Consider the following 15,098-nt stretch of genomic DNA (forward strand, 5'->3'; position numbering starts at 1 on the left):
CGTATGTTAAGGGGCAGATAAACCGATGGCGAAGCAAGATTATTACGAGATTTTAGGCGTTCCGAAAACAGCGGAAGAGCGTGAAATCAAAAAGGCGTACAAACGCCTGGCCATGAAATATCACCCGGACCGCAATCAGGGCGATAAAGAGGCCGAAGCCAAATTTAAAGAGATCAAAGAAGCCTACGAAATCCTGACCGATGCCCAAAAACGTGCGGCTTACGATCAGTATGGCCATGCGGCATTTGAGCAGGGCGGTGGCGGCGGTGGATTCGGCGGCGGCGGTTTTGGCGGCGGCGCGGATTTCAGCGATATTTTCGGTGATGTGTTCGGCGACATCTTCGGTGGTGGCCGTGGTCGCCAGCGCGCGGCACGTGGTGCTGACCTGCGCTATAACATGGACTTAACGCTGGAAGAAGCGGTTCGCGGCGTCACTAAAGAGATCCGCATTCCGACGCTGGAAGAGTGCGATGTTTGTCATGGTAGCGGCGCCAAAGCAGGTACGCAGCCGCAGACCTGCCCGACCTGTCATGGTTCCGGTCAGGTGCAGATGCGTCAGGGCTTCTTTGCTGTGCAGCAAACCTGTCCGCATTGCCAGGGGCGCGGTACGCTGATCAAAGATCCGTGCAACAAGTGCCACGGTCATGGTCGCGTAGAAAAATCCAAAACCCTGTCCGTTAAAATCCCGGCAGGTGTTGATACCGGCGATCGCATCCGTTTGAGCGGTGAAGGCGAAGCGGGTGAGCACGGTGCGCCAGCAGGTGACTTGTACGTTCAGGTGCAGGTGAAACAGCACCCGATTTTCGAGCGTGAAGGTAACAACCTGTACTGCGAAGTGCCGATCAATTTTGCGATGGCGGCGCTGGGCGGCGAGATTGAGGTTCCGACGCTGGACGGTCGCGTGAAGCTGAAAGTGCCAAGCGAAACCCAAACGGGCAAACTGTTCCGTATGCGTGCCAAAGGCGTGAAGTCTGTACGCGGCGGCGCGCAGGGCGATTTACTGTGTCGTGTCGTTGTAGAAACGCCAGTCGGTCTGAATGAGAAACAGAAACAACTGTTGAAAGATCTGCAAGATAGCTTTGGCGGTCCGACGGGTGAACATAATAGCCCGCGTTCTAAAAGCTTCTTCGACGGTGTGAAAAAATTCTTTGATGATTTGACGCGTTAAGCCGATCTCACCAGACATCATCAGGCCCGGCTTTTGCCGGGCTTTTTTTTGTGCTTTCTCATTGCTCGGAAAAAAGGAATCTATAAGCAATAATAATCTGTTTTTAGCGAAGAGTTGACGAGCGTAAGATAGCCGCCACGACGTTACAGGGATCGGGAGAATAAGATGAAGTTATTACAACGTTTTTTTAACAGTGACGCCTCCGGCGGCATTGTTCTTATCATTGCGGCTGCGCTGGCGATGTTGTGCGCCAACCTCGGGGTGACGCAGGATTTATACGGTTCTTTTTTGCAAACGCCTGTCGAGCTGAAAGTCGGATCGCTGGAGATCAAAAAAGACATGCTGCTGTGGATCAACGACGCGTTGATGGCGGTCTTTTTCCTGATGGTCGGCCTGGAAGTGAAATACGAGCTGGTTGAAGGCACACTTGCCAGCCGTCAGCAGGCGGTTTTCCCCGTTATCGCCGCACTTGGCGGCATGGTTGCACCCGCGCTGATCTTTTTGCTGTTTAATTTTCACAATCCGCTGGCGAGCCACGGCTGGGCAATTCCTACAGCCACAGACATTGCATTTGCCCTCGGCGTGCTTGCCCTGTTGGGGAACCGTGTTCCGCCCGTGCTGAAAGTGTTTCTGATGGCGCTGGCCATCATCGATGACCTCGGGGCAATTATCATCATTGCGCTGTTCTACACCAGCGATCTCTCCACCATGGCGCTGGGAGTGGCCGCCGCCGCGATCGTCGTGCTGGCCATCATGAATGCCCTGAATGTCCGGCGTATTGGTCTCTACATGCTGGTCGGTGTTGTACTGTGGACGGCGGTATTGAAATCCGGTGTGCATGCAACCCTCGCGGGTGTTGTCGTCGGCTTTTTTGTTCCTCTGCGCGAAGAGAATGGCGTTTCGCCGTTACATCAACTGGTGGACGCGATTAACCCGTGGGTGGCCTGGCTGATTCTGCCGTTGTTTGCCTTCGCCAATGCCGGTGTATCCATGAACGGCATGTCGCTCTCCGGGCTGGCTGATGTGTTGCCTCTGGGGATTATCGCTGGTCTGGTTATCGGTAAGCCGCTCGGTATCTCTATTTTCTGCTGGCTGGCGCTACGCGCAAAACTGGCGAGGCTGCCGCAAGGCGCGGTATTCAAACAAATTATGGCCGTGGGCGTGCTGTGCGGTATCGGCTTTACCATGTCTATCTTTATCTCTTCACTGGCCTTCGGAGATGCACATGCAGAGATGATTGCCTGGAGTAAACTGGGCATCCTCACCGGTTCGGTCATCTCGGCAATACTCGGTTATTGCTTGTTGCGTACGCGTATTGCCCGCCCTTAATGCCTGGCATCGGCAGGGAGTGAATCATTGATGTCTTATATTAATTACAATCACTTGTATTATTTCTGGCATGTTTATCGTGAAGGCTCCGTCGTTGGCGCGGCGGAGACGCTCTGGCTGACGCCGCAAACCATCACCGGACAGATCAAAGCGCTGGAAGAGCGGTTACAAGGCAAGCTCTTTAAACGTAAGGGCCGGGGACTGGAGCCGACGGAGCTGGGTGAATTGGTGTTTCGCTATGCGGATAAAATGTTCACCCTGAGTCAGGAAATGCTGGATACCATTAACTACCGCAAAGAGTCCAACCTGCTCTTTGATGTGGGGGTCGCCGATGCGCTCTCCAAACGGCTGGTAAGTGGGGTGCTGGACGCCGCAGTGCAGGAGGGGGAACAAATCCATCTGCGCTGTTTTGAGTCCACCCACGAGCTGCTGCTTGAGCAATTAAGCCAGCACAAGCTTGATATGATCATCTCTGACTGCCCGATTGATTCCACACAACAAGAGGGATTGTTTTCCGTGAAGATTGGCGAATGCAGCGTCAGTTTTTGGTGCTGTAACCCGCCGCCGCAAAAACCGTTTCCGGCTTGCCTGGAAGAGCGTCGTTTATTGATACCTGGCCGACGCTCCATGCTCGGACGCAAATTGTTGAACTGGTTTAACGTTCAGGGGCTACAGGTAGAGATCCTCGGAGAGTTTGACGATGCCGCGTTAATGAAGGCGTTCGGCGCGGCGCATAATGCCATTTTTGTTGCACCATCGCTGTATGTTCACGACTTTTACGCGGACGAGCGCATGGTGGAGATAGGGCGGGTGGATAACGTGATGGAGGAGTATCACGCGATTTTCGCTGAACGGATGATCCAGCATCCGGCGGTGCAGCGCATTTGTAACCGTGATTACTCAGGGCTTTTCTCACCACCGTTACAGCAATAAAAAAACCCGCCAGAGGCGGGTTTTTTCACAAAGCCAACAAGCGGGCGATTAAGCCAGTTTGCTGATCTGCGCGGCCAGGTTAGCCTTATGACGCGCTGCTTTGTTTTTGTGGATCAGACCTTTAGCGGCCTGACGATCCACGATCGGTTGCATTTCGTTAAATGCATTCTGCGCAGCGGCTTTGTCGCCAGCTTCAATTGCAGCGTACACTTTCTTGATGAAAGTACGCATCATTGAGCGACGGCTAGCGTTGTGCTTGCGAGCCTTTTCAGACTGAACGGCGCGCTTCTTAGCTGATTTGATATTAGCCAAGGTCCAACTCCCAAATATGATCTATATGGACAATTCAAAGGCCGGGGAATATGCCCTTTTAGCCTTCTTTTGTCAATGGATTTGTGCAAATAAGCGCCGTTAATGCACGACGCTACGTTACGTAGTGATGGCGCAGGATTCTAACAGCTTGCGTGTCGCGAATACAGCTTTTCCACCAGAAAAATCGCTATCAAGGCCAGATTTTCATACCTGCAGGACACAGCCTGATGAAATCCTTCTCCTTTCTGCTTTGTTAAGGCAATCGTCGGTTAACGTCGCACGCTGTACAAGGTATAATCCGACGATTTTCACTGTTTTGAGCCAGACATGAAGCTGATACGCGGCATACATAATCTCAGCCAGGCACCGCACGGGTGTGTGCTGACTATTGGTAATTTCGATGGCGTACACCGTGGCCATCAGGCGTTATTACAAGGGCTTGGCGAAGAAGGCCGCGCTCGTGGGCTACCGGTGGTGGTGATGATTTTTGAACCCCAACCGCTGGAACTGTTCGCCGGAGAAAAAGCGCCTGCACGCTTAACGCGTTTGCGGGAAAAGCTGCGCTGGCTGGCTGAATGCGGCGTGGAATATGTGCTGTGTGTGCGTTTCGATCGGCGTTTTGCGGCGCTGACCGCACAAACGTTTGTCAGCAATCTGCTTGTCGATCGTCTTGGCGTGAAATTTCTCGCTGTCGGTGATGATTTCCGTTTTGGCGCTGGTCGCCAGGGGGATTTCTTGTTATTACAGAAAGCGGGCGAGAAGTACGGCTTTGACGTCATCAGCACACAAACCTTTTGTGAAGGCGGCGCTCGCGTAAGCAGCACGGCGGTGCGCCAGGCGCTGGCCGACGATAACCTCGAACAAGCTGAAAAGTTACTGGGCCATCCCTTTAGCATCTCCGGGCGTGTGGTGCACGGCGATGAGTTGGGGCGGACGATAGGTTTTCCGACGGCGAATTTACCGCTGCGTCGTCAGGTCTCCCCGGTTAAAGGGGTGTATGCGGTGGAAGTGGCTGGACTGGGCGATACTGTCCTTCCCGGCGTTGCCAATATCGGCACTCGCCCGACAGTCTCTGGTGTACGTCAGCAACTGGAAGTGCATTTGCTGAATGTTGTAATGGACCTCTACGGGCGCCATATAGATGTAGTACTGCGTAAAAAAATACGCAATGAGCAGCGATTTGCCTCCCTCGATGAACTGAAAGCGCAAATCGCCCGAGATGAGGTAGCGGCCCGCGAGTTTTTTGGGCTATCTAAACCGGCTTCTTAAGGCCTGGTGGTATTAATCAAACCGAAATACGGAACCGAGAATCTGATGAGTGACTATAAATCTACCCTGAATTTGCCGGAAACAGGGTTCCCGATGCGTGGCGATCTCGCCAAACGCGAACCGGGGATGCTGGCGCGTTGGACTGATGATGACCTGTACGGCATCATCCGTGCAGCGAAAAAAGGCAAAAAAACCTTCATTCTGCATGATGGCCCTCCTTATGCGAATGGCAGCATTCATATTGGTCACTCGGTTAACAAGATTCTGAAAGACATTATTGTGAAGTCCAAAGGACTCACAGGCTATGACTCGCCTTACGTTCCGGGCTGGGACTGCCACGGTCTGCCGATCGAGCTGAAAGTGGAGCAGGAGTTCGGGAAACCGGGCGAGAAGTTCACCGCTGCTGAGTTCCGCGCCAAATGTCGCGAATATGCGGCCACGCAGGTTGACGGTCAACGCGCTGACTTTATCCGTCTTGGCGTGCTGGGCGACTGGTCGCACCCGTACCTGACCATGGATTTCAAAACCGAAGCCAACATCATCCGTGCGCTGGGTAAAATCATCGGTAATGGTCACCTGCATAAAGGTGCCAAGCCGGTGCACTGGTGTGTGGACTGCCGCTCTGCGCTGGCGGAAGCGGAAGTGGAGTATTACGACAAAACCTCCCCGTCCATTGATGTCGCATTCCACGCGGTCGATCAGGCTGCGGTAAAAGCCAAATTCGGCGTATCGTCGGTAAATGGCCCGGTTTCACTGGTTATCTGGACCACCACCCCATGGACGCTTCCGGCCAACCGTGCAATTTCCGTTTCTCCGGAGTTTGACTATGCGCTGGTGCAGATTGACGGTCAGGCGCTGATCCTGGCGAAAGATCTGGTTGAGAGCGTCGCAAAACGCATCGGCGCTGCAGACTACGCTGTTCTGGGCACCGTGAAAGGTTCTGAACTGGAACTGATGCGCTTTAAACATCCGTTCCTCGATTTTGACGTACCGGCAATCCTCGGCGATCACGTTACGCTGGATGCGGGTACCGGTGCGGTGCATACCGCCGGTGGCCATGGCCCGGATGACTACACTATCAGCCTGAAATACGGTCTGGAAATCGCTAACCCGGTCGGCCCGGATGGCGCATATCTGGCCGGGACTTATCCTGGGCTGGATGGCATCAACGTCTTTAAAGCCAACGACATCATCGTCAATATGCTGCGTGACAGCGGCGCACTGCTGCATGTCGAAAAATTGCAGCACAGCTATCCGTGCTGCTGGCGTCACAAGTCGCCGATCATCTTCCGCGCGACGCCGCAGTGGTTCGTCAGCATGGATCAGAAAGGCCTGCGTGCGCAGTCTCTCAAAGAGATCAAAGGTGTACAGTGGATCCCGGACTGGGGCCAGGCGCGTATCGAATCCATGGTCGCTAACCGCCCTGACTGGTGTATTTCGCGTCAGCGTACCTGGGGCGTGCCGATGTCGCTGTTTGTTCACAAAGACACCGAAGAGCTGCATCCGCGTACTGAAGAGCTGATTGAAGCCGTCGCTAAACGCGTTGAAGCGGACGGTATCCAGGCATGGTGGGATCTCGATCCTCGTGACATCCTGGGTGACGATGCCGACAATTATGTGAAAGTGCCGGACACGCTGGACGTCTGGTTTGACTCCGGTTCAACCCATGCTTCTGTTGTGGATGTGCGCCCGGAATTCGCCGGTCATGCTGCGGATATGTATCTTGAAGGGTCGGATCAGCATCGCGGCTGGTTTATGTCTTCACTGATGATCTCCACGGCGATGAAAGGCAAAGCGCCATACCGCCAGGTGCTGACCCACGGCTTCACCGTTGATGGCCAGGGCCGCAAAATGTCCAAGTCCATCGGCAACACCGTGTCGCCGCAGGATGTGATGAACAAGCTGGGTGCAGATATTTTACGTCTGTGGGTGGCGTCGACCGACTATACCGGCGAAATGGCGGTGTCGGACGAAATCCTCAAACGTGCTGCCGACAGCTATCGTCGTATCCGTAACACCGCACGCTTCCTGCTGGCGAACCTGAACGGTTTCGATCCGGTGAAAGATATGGTGCAACCGGAAGAGATGGTGGTTCTGGATCGTTGGGCCGTTGGCTGCGCGCAAGCGGCGCAGGAAGATATCCTGAAAGCCTACGAATCCTACGACTTCCATGAAGTGGTACAGCGTCTGATGCGCTTCTGCTCCATCGAGATGGGCTCGTTCTACCTCGACATCATCAAAGACCGTCAGTACACCGCAAAAGCAGACAGCGTTGCGCGTCGTAGCTGCCAGACTGCGCTGTATCATATCAGCGAGGCACTGGTGCGCTGGATGGCGCCGATCATGTCCTTCACCGCAGATGAAATCTGGGGTTACCTGCCGGGCGATCGTGAGAAGTATGTTTTCACTGGTGAGTGGTACGAAGGCCTGTTTGGTCTTGCTGAAACCGAAACCATGAACGATACCTTCTGGGACGAGCTGCTGAAAGTCCGCGGTGAAGTGAACAAGGTGATTGAACAGGCGCGTGCAGACAAGAAAGTCGGTGGTTCTCTGGAAGCGGCGGTAACGCTGTTTGCCGAACCTGAGCTGGCGGCGAAGCTGACGGCGCTGGGGGATGAATTGCGATTTGTCCTGTTGACCTCGGGGGCGAAAGTTGCGGATTATGCAACGGCTTCTGCGGACGCCTGGCAGAGCGATGTGCTCAAAGGGCTGAAGGTCGAGTTAAGCAAAGCCGAAGGTGAGAAATGCCCGCGTTGCTGGCATTACACTACCGATGTCGGTCAGGTGGCGGAACACGCAGATATCTGTGGACGCTGTGTCAGCAACGTCGCCGGTAACGGCGAAAAACGTAAGTTTGCCTGATGAGTAAACCGATCCTTTCAACAGGGCTGCGCTGGCTGTGGCTGGTCGTGGTTGTGCTGATTATCGATCTGGGCAGTAAGTACCTGATCCTCCAGAACTTTGCTCTGGGGGATACGGTTTCTCTGTTCCCGTCGCTTAATCTGCACTATGCGCGTAATTATGGCGCCGCATTCAGTTTTCTGGCGGACAGCGGTGGCTGGCAGCGCTGGTTCTTTGCGGGTATCGCTATAGGTATCTGTGTGGTGCTGGCAGTGCTGATGTACCGGGCGAAAGCCTCGCAGAAACTGAATAACATCGCTTATGCGCTGATTATCGGTGGTGCGCTGGGTAACCTGTTCGACCGTCTGTGGCATGGTTTTGTCGTCGATATGATCGATTTCTATATGGGCGACTGGCATTTTGCTACGTTTAACCTTGCTGATACCGCTATTTGTATCGGTGCGGCGTTGATTGTGCTGGAAGGTTTCTTACCTTCTGCGGCAACGAAGAAACAGGCGTAAGCCGTCAAAGTCGTGTAGGCCCGGTTGTGGGCCGGATAAGCGTCGCGCCATCCGGCTATCAAAATGCAACCGGGCAGTACCACGGCTAAAAATATAAGAGCAACCTGCATGTCTAAATCCGTACAAAGCGATAGCGCAGTGCTGGTGCACTTTACGCTGAAGCTTGAAGATGGCTCTCTTGCCGAGTCAACCCGCAATAACGGTAAACCGGCGCTGTTTCGCCTTGGCGACGGTTCACTATCCGAAGGACTGGAACAACATCTGCTGGGTCTGAAAGCCGGGGAGAAAAAAGAGTTTTCTCTCGAGCCAGACGCCGCATTCGGTACGCCGAGCCCGGACCTGATCCAGTACTTCTCCCGTCGCGAGTTTATGGACGCCGGAGAACCTGAAGTCGGTGCGATTATGCTTTTTACTGCGATGGACGGAAGTGAAATGCCCGGCGTGATCCGTGAAGTCAACGGCGACTCCATTACCGTTGATTTTAACCACCCGCTGGCGGGCAGAACCGTCCATTTTGATATCGATGTGCTGGAAGTCGATCCAGCGCTGGAGGCATAAATGCAGATCCTGTTGGCTAACCCGCGCGGTTTTTGCGCCGGAGTTGACCGCGCTATCAGCATTGTTGAAAACGCGCTGGCCATCTACGGCGCGCCGATTTACGTGCGCCATGAAGTGGTGCATAACCGCTATGTCGTTGATAGCCTGCGCGAGCGTGGCGCTATTTTTATTGAGCAGATCAGCGAAGTGCCGGATGGCGCGATCCTCATTTTCTCCGCCCATGGGGTTTCCCAGGCGGTGCGTAATGAAGCCAAAAGTCGCGATCTGACCGTCTTCGATGCAACCTGTCCACTGGTCACCAAAGTGCATATGGAAGTTGCCCGCGCCAGCCGACGCGGCGAAGAGGCGATTCTGATTGGCCACGCGGGGCATCCGGAAGTGGAAGGCACCATGGGCCAGTACAGTAACCCTGAAGGGGGCATGTATCTGGTGGAATCGCCGGAAGATGTCGGAACGCTGAACATCAAAGACGCGGGTAAGCTGTCGTTTATGACGCAGACCACGCTTTCAGTCGATGACACTTCCGATGTGATTGATGCGCTGCGTGAGCGTTTCCCGCAGATTGTCGGCCCGCGTAAAGACGATATCTGCTATGCCACCACCAACCGTCAGGAAGCCGTGCGTGCGCTGGCTGAGCGGGCGGAAGTGGTGCTGGTTGTCGGCTCGAAAAACTCCTCCAACTCTAACCGCCTTGCTGAACTGGCGCAGCGTATGGGCAAAAAAGCCTATCTGATCGATGATGCGTCAGATATTCAGGAAGCCTGGGTGAAAGAGATCACCTGCGTTGGCGTCACCGCCGGGGCATCTGCACCGGACATTCTGGTACAGAACGTGATTGCCCGCTTGCAGGAGCTGGGCGGTGGCGAGGCCATTCCGCTGGAAGGGCGTGAAGAGAATATTGTTTTCGAAGTGCCAAAAGAGCTGCGCGTGGATGTTCGCGAAGTCGAATAACGTTTTTACCCGTGCCTTATGCGAAGATGCCAGACTCAGTCTGGCATTTTTTTTGATAATTTTGTGGAGGTGTTATGCGTCAGCCGATCATTCTCGACACCGATCCCGGTATTGATGATGCTGTTGCCCTTGCCGCGGCTTTGTTTGCGCCACAGTGCGATCTCAGGTTAATCACCACCGTTGCCGGTAACGTTTCTCTGGAGAAAACCACCCGCAATGCGCTGCAACTACTGAATTTCTGGCAGGCCGACATTCCGCTGGCGCAGGGGGCTGCAACACCTTTACTGCGACCTCTTCACAGTGCAGCCGATGTCCACGGCGAGTCCGGAATGGATGGCTACGACTTTGTGGAACACCAGCGTCAGCCGCTGGCGAAACCGGCGTTTCAGGCGATCCGCGACGTGCTACTGGCATCGCCGGAACCGGTAACGCTGGTCACCATCGGCCCGCTGACCAACATTGCCTTGTTGTTGTCGCACTACCCGGAGTGCCAGTTCAATATCCGCCGACTGGTGATGATGGGCGGTTCCGCCGGGCGCGGCAATTTTACCCCGAACGCTGAATTTAATATTGCTGTCGATCCGGAAGCCGCCGCCCGCGTGTTTAATAGCGGTCTGGATATTGTGATGTGTGGGCTGGACGTTACCAACCGGGCGACATTAACCCCCGAGTTTCTGGCGACGCTGCCCACGCTAAACCGCACGGGTAACATGCTGCACGCGCTGTTTAGCCACTACCGCAGCGGCAGCATGACAACCGGGTTGCGGATGCATGATCTCTGTGCGATTGCCTGCCTGGTTCGGCCTGAGTTGTTTACGCTGAAATCCTGCTTTGTGGCAGTCGAAACCCAGGGGAGTTATACCGCAGGGACCACCGTGGTGGATCTCGACGGCAAGCTTAAGCAACCGCCAAACGCACGGGTAGCGCTGGATATCGACATAAACGGTTTTCGCCACTGGGTGGCGGAAGTGCTGGCGCTGGCACCCTAAGAGGCCATTTTTTCACTCAGGTAATCGATCATTGCCCGCATGCGGGCGGGCATATGTTTGTTACGTGTCCACAGTAGCCAGAGTTCTCCGGTATAGCTGCTGATGAATTCCCATTCCGGCAGGAGTTGCACAATCTCGCCGCTATCGAGTGATTCGCGGGCGGTAAACAGCGGCAGGCTGCCAATACCAAGATGCTGCTTAACGGCATCCAGTCGCACGCCGGTGTGATTTGCGGCATAACGTCCCCGGGTCTGGATTGTTTCTATATTGTCGCCGCGACAGAATTTCCAGCGTGAATCCGCCGGCGTCTCGCCAAGGCTGATACAGCTATGTTCGCGCAATGCCTGCGGGTGGGTTGGCGTACCATGCTGGCGCAAGTATTCCGGTGTCGCGCAGATAATGTGCGTCACCGGCATCAGCGTTCTGCCATAAAGTCCGGGGGAGGGGGAATGGGTTATGCGCAGCGCCAGATCGACGCCGTCATCGATCAGATCCATATAGCGGTCCTCAAGCCGCAAACAGATATCCACTTGCGGGTAGCGCTGGAGAAATTCAGGCATCAACGGGTGAATAACAAAACGGCCAATGGCTTTGGGAACGCTGACGGTCAACTTACCCTGCGCGATGCTCTGCATACTGCTGCCAGAATCTATGGCCTGGCGTGCGGCATCCATCATCTCCACGGCATGGTCATACACCATTTTTCCTGTGGCGCTGAGCGCCAGTTTGCGGGTGGTGCGGTGCAACAGCTTATTGCCTAACTCACGTTCCAGTCGCGTAACGCTACGGCTGATTGCCGAGGGTGTCGCGCCAGACAGGCGAGCCGCCGCGGAAAAACTGCCCTGATCAACGATGCAGACAAACGTCGCAAGATCCGGAAGCAGACTCAGATTCAGATTCATTTGTGCGTACCAGGCAAAGGTGCATTGAATGGCGATGCAATTATCGCTATCGGTGAATTGAATATACTCTGCCTCTTTAGAGGAGGACACCCCATGACTGAACGTCTTTATTACACCAGCGATATGCTGGAGTGCACCGCACTGGTGCTACGCTGCGATCAACAGGCCGATGGGCGCTATGCGATTGTGCTCGATAAAACGGTTTTTCATCCACAGGGCGGCGGTCAGCCCGCTGATAAGGGATGGATCGCCGGGATCCCGGTTGAGTCTGTTTTGCAACAAGGCGACGATGTTGTGCATATTCTGGCGCAGCCTTTGGCGGCAAATGAGGTCAGACTACAAGTCGATGCTGTGTGTCGTGCACTGCATGCGCGTCTGCATTCCGCCGGGCATGTGATGGGTTATGCCGGAGAGCAGTATGGCTGGCGGCCGGTAAAAGCGCACCATTGGCCGGGGGAAGGGCGCATCACCTTCGCTGCCGGGGAGAATGCCCGCGAACCGGAGATCCCAATGCTGGATGCACTCATTGCGGGTTGGCAGTCTGCGGCATTGCCCCGTCATATTGCCTTTGAGGATGGGCGTCGCAAGGTGCGCTTTGGCGATCTCCCGGCCTATGGTTGCGGCGGTACGCATGTCTCTTCGCTGGCTGAACTGGGTTCGGTAGTGATCGGTAGCGTCAAAATGAAAAAAGGTCAGCTTATCGTCAGTTACACGGTGCAATAAGCCATAACGTCTGAGTCTGCTTCGTCGTATCATGCCTTTTACTGATATTTCTGGCTGTATATCATTAATTTCTAATTATCGGCGTTTTCGGCTGGTGGCTCCGTCGCGGGCTGGTTAATCTGGAAACGATTCTCACGCATTTTTTTAACAAAAGAGTACAACTATGCATGATGCACCAATCCGCGTAGCCATCGCGGGCGCTGGCGGGCGTATGGGCCGTCAGCTGATTCAGGCGGCACTGGGAATGGAAGGCGTGGAGCTTGGCGCTGCGCTGGAGCGCGAGGGATCGTCCCTGTTAGGCAGCGACGCTGGCGAACTGGCCGGTGTGGCGAAAACAGGCGTAGCCGTGCAGAGCAGCCTTGAGGCGGTAAAAGATCATTTTGATGTGTTTATCGACTTTACTCGCCCGGAAGGAACGCTGAACCATCTGGCTTTCTGCCGTCAGCATGGCAAAGGTATGGTCATTGGCACCACCGGGTTTGATGATGCAGGCAAACAGGCGATTGCTGATGCCGCGCAGGAGATAGGGATTGTTTTTGCCGCGAATTTCAGCGTAGGCGTAAACGTCATGCTGAAGCTGCTGGAGAAAGCGGCAAAAGTGATGGGCGACTACACCGATATCGAAATCGTTGAAGCGCATCATCGATATAAAGTCGATGCTCCGTCGGGTACCGCGCTGGCAATGGGCGAAGCGATTGCCCAGGCACTGAATAAAGATTTAAAAGAGTGCGCCGTGTATGCGCGTGAAGGCCACACGGGTGAGCGCGTTCCGGGCACAATTGGTTTTGCGACCGTACGTGCAGGGGACATCGTCGGCGAACATACAGCGATGTTCGCCGATATTGGCGAACGTGTTGAGATTACGCATAAAGCGTCAAGCCGCATGACCTTCGCTAACGGCGCAGTTCGCTCCGCTTCGTGGCTGAAAGGAAAAAATAAGGGCCTTTTTGATATGCGGGATGTGCTTGATCTCAATAATTTGTAAGTTTATTACCCATCGTGATGTGGTTGTTGCAGTCGTAGTGAGTTGATTGCAAAGGGCAATATTTTATTGCCCTTTTATTTTCTCTCTTTCAAGGTGATTTTATCCAGAATCATCTAAAATTATCACTCTTCCTCATATTTTCTGTTTCAGAATTGTAAATTTTGACCATCTGGTCCACTTTTTATCTTATGGTGCAACCCGTAAGCAATTTTCTAACCGCGCAAGCGTTTTCCTGGGCAGTTTATTTGATCTTTTTATCTGTTAAACCCAGCAAACAAAGGCAGTGGCGTAAAAGAACAAGAAAAATATGCGAGATAAGTTGACTTTTAACCGACATCTCTCCAGAATGCCGCCGTTTGCCAAAAATCCACGGCCAGCAAATTTGCATTGATTCATCATCTGTATTTGAATTAATATGCAAATAAAGTGAGTGAATATTCTCTGGAGGATGTTTTGATTAAGTCAGCGCTATTGGTTCTGGAAGACGGAACCCAGTTTCACGGTCGGGCCATAGGGGCAACGGGCACGGCGGTTGGGGAAGTCGTTTTCAATACTTCAATGACCGGTTATCAAGAAATCCTCACTGATCCTTCCTATTCCCGCCAAATCGTCACTCTTACTTATCCCCATATCGGCAATGTCGGCACCAATTCCGCTGACGAAGAATCCTCTCAGGTACATGCGCAAGGCCTCGTCATTCGTGACCTGCCGCTGATTGCCAGTAACTTCCGCAATACCGAAGATCTCTCTTCTTACCTGAAGCGCCATAACATCGTGGCGATTGCTGATATCGATACCCGTAAGCTGACCCGTTTGCTGCGCGAAAAAGGTGCGCAAAACGGCTGCATTATCGCAGGCGACAATGTCGATGCCGCTGTGGCGCTGGAGAAAGCGAAAGCCTTCCCGGGCCTGAACGGTATGGATCTGGCGAAAGAAGTGACCACCGCAGAAACCTACAGCTGGACACAGGGCAGCTGGACACTGGCGGGCGACCTGCCGCAGGCAAAGAAAGAGAGTGAGCTGCCGTTCCATGTTGTGGCTTACGACTACGGCGCGAAACGCAACATTCTGCGCATGCTGGTGGACAGAGGCTGCCGCCTGACGGTGGTACCGGCGAAAACGCCTGCCGCAGATGTCCTGAAACTCAATCCGGATGGTGTTTTCCTGTCTAACGGTCCTGGCGACCCGGCACCGTGTGACTACGCTATCGACGCGATTAAAACGTTCCTTGAAACGGAGATTCCGGTGTTCGGCATCTGTCTCGGCCATCAGTTGCTGGCGCTGGCGAGCGGTGCGAAAACCGTGAAAATGAAATTTGGTCACCACGGCGGTAACCATCCGGTAAAAGATATCGATAACAACACGGTGATGATTACCGCGCAGAACCACGGTTTTGCCGTCGATGAAGCCTCCATGCCTGCTAACCTGCGCGTCACGCATAAGTCGCTGTTCGATGGCACGCTGCAGGGGATTCATCGCACCGACAAACCGGCATTCAGTTTCCAGGGGCATCCGGAAGCAAGCCCGGGGCCGCACGATGCCGCGCCGCTGTTCGACCATTTTATCGAGTTAATTGAGCAATACCGCAACACCGCCAAATAATCAGGAGAACAAGAG

14 protein-coding genes are annotated in these 15,098 nt (G+C 54.2%); 12 read left to right on the plus strand and 2 right to left on the minus strand.

The window, feature by feature from the left end; translation table 11 throughout:
* Positions 1–25 precede the first annotated feature (25 nt).
* The 3 genes from dnaJ to nhaR all read left to right on the plus strand — a co-directional run bounded on the left by dnaJ (position 26) and on the right by nhaR (position 3,430).
* A complete protein-coding gene (dnaJ, locus tag ACQ3G7_RS09455; RefSeq protein ID WP_061497814.1) occupies positions 26–1,168 on the plus strand; it encodes a molecular chaperone DnaJ in 1,143 nt (380 codons plus the stop codon).
* 165 nt (positions 1,169–1,333) lie between these two features.
* The gene (gene nhaA / locus ACQ3G7_RS09460; RefSeq protein WP_430889640.1) at positions 1,334–2,497 is read left to right on the plus strand and encodes a Na+/H+ antiporter NhaA; all 1,164 of its coding nucleotides are present in this window, start codon (positions 1,334–1,336) and stop codon (positions 2,495–2,497) included.
* A gap of 30 nt (positions 2,498–2,527) precedes the next feature.
* On the plus strand, positions 2,528–3,430 hold the full coding sequence (gene nhaR / locus ACQ3G7_RS09465) for a transcriptional activator NhaR (protein ID WP_430889641.1): 903 nt from the start codon (positions 2,528–2,530) through the stop codon (positions 3,428–3,430).
* Between the two features lie 48 nt (positions 3,431–3,478).
* Here the strand turns inward: nhaR and rpsT are convergent, their stop codons facing one another.
* Positions 3,479–3,742, minus strand: coding sequence for a 30S ribosomal protein S20 (rpsT, locus tag ACQ3G7_RS09470; protein ID WP_061497808.1), 264 nt, complete (start codon positions 3,740–3,742; stop codon positions 3,479–3,481).
* Between the two features lie 327 nt (positions 3,743–4,069).
* Between rpsT and ribF the strand changes: the two genes are divergently transcribed.
* From ribF to rihC, 6 genes are all read left to right on the plus strand, one after another.
* Positions 4,070–5,011, plus strand: coding sequence for a bifunctional riboflavin kinase/FAD synthetase (gene ribF, locus ACQ3G7_RS09475; RefSeq protein ID WP_430889642.1), 942 nt, complete (start codon positions 4,070–4,072; stop codon positions 5,009–5,011).
* A gap of 45 nt (positions 5,012–5,056) precedes the next feature.
* The gene (ileS, locus tag ACQ3G7_RS09480; protein WP_430889643.1) at positions 5,057–7,873 is read left to right on the plus strand and encodes an isoleucine--tRNA ligase; all 2,817 of its coding nucleotides are present in this window, start codon (positions 5,057–5,059) and stop codon (positions 7,871–7,873) included.
* A complete protein-coding gene (lspA, locus tag ACQ3G7_RS09485) occupies positions 7,873–8,373 on the plus strand; it encodes a signal peptidase II (protein WP_061497802.1) in 501 nt (166 codons plus the stop codon). The genes ileS and lspA overlap by 1 nt, the downstream gene beginning before the upstream one ends.
* A gap of 108 nt (positions 8,374–8,481) precedes the next feature.
* Complete coding sequence (gene fkpB, locus ACQ3G7_RS09490) at positions 8,482–8,931, plus strand: FKBP-type peptidyl-prolyl cis-trans isomerase (RefSeq protein ID WP_263098101.1); 450 nt, start codon at positions 8,482–8,484, stop codon at positions 8,929–8,931.
* Positions 8,932–9,882 carry a 4-hydroxy-3-methylbut-2-enyl diphosphate reductase gene (gene ispH, locus ACQ3G7_RS09495; protein ID WP_263098100.1) on the plus strand — a complete coding sequence of 317 codons (951 nt, stop codon included), beginning with the start codon at positions 8,932–8,934 and terminating at the stop codon, positions 9,880–9,882. It abuts the gene before it with no gap.
* A gap of 74 nt (positions 9,883–9,956) precedes the next feature.
* On the plus strand, positions 9,957–10,871 hold the full coding sequence (gene rihC / locus ACQ3G7_RS09500) for a ribonucleoside hydrolase RihC (RefSeq protein WP_430889644.1): 915 nt from the start codon (positions 9,957–9,959) through the stop codon (positions 10,869–10,871).
* On the opposite strand, the gene ACQ3G7_RS09505 is transcribed toward rihC, so the two are convergent.
* The gene (locus ACQ3G7_RS09505; protein ID WP_430889737.1) at positions 10,868–11,767 is read right to left on the minus strand and encodes a LysR family transcriptional regulator; all 900 of its coding nucleotides are present in this window, start codon (positions 11,765–11,767) and stop codon (positions 10,868–10,870) included. The genes rihC and ACQ3G7_RS09505 overlap by 4 nt on opposite strands.
* 99 nt (positions 11,768–11,866) lie before the next feature.
* Here ACQ3G7_RS09505 and ACQ3G7_RS09510 point away from each other — a divergent pair, with 99 nt between their 5' ends.
* The 3 genes from ACQ3G7_RS09510 (at position 11,867) to carA (ending at position 15,083) form a co-directional block, all read left to right on the plus strand.
* Positions 11,867–12,496, plus strand: a complete 630-nt coding sequence (locus ACQ3G7_RS09510) for an alanyl-tRNA editing protein (protein WP_430889645.1) — start codon at positions 11,867–11,869, stop codon at positions 12,494–12,496.
* 163 nt (positions 12,497–12,659) lie between these two features.
* On the plus strand, positions 12,660–13,481 hold the full coding sequence (dapB, locus tag ACQ3G7_RS09515; RefSeq protein ID WP_263098097.1) for a 4-hydroxy-tetrahydrodipicolinate reductase: 822 nt from the start codon (positions 12,660–12,662) through the stop codon (positions 13,479–13,481).
* Between the two features lie 453 nt (positions 13,482–13,934).
* Positions 13,935–15,083: a glutamine-hydrolyzing carbamoyl-phosphate synthase small subunit gene (gene carA, locus ACQ3G7_RS09520; RefSeq protein ID WP_430889646.1), complete on the plus strand. Its 1,149-nt coding sequence runs from the start codon at positions 13,935–13,937 to the stop codon at positions 15,081–15,083.
* Positions 15,084–15,098: the final 15 nt, after the last annotated feature.

The organism is Kosakonia sp. N21 (assembly GCF_050587465.1).
Classification (GTDB): domain Bacteria; phylum Pseudomonadota; class Gammaproteobacteria; order Enterobacterales; family Enterobacteriaceae.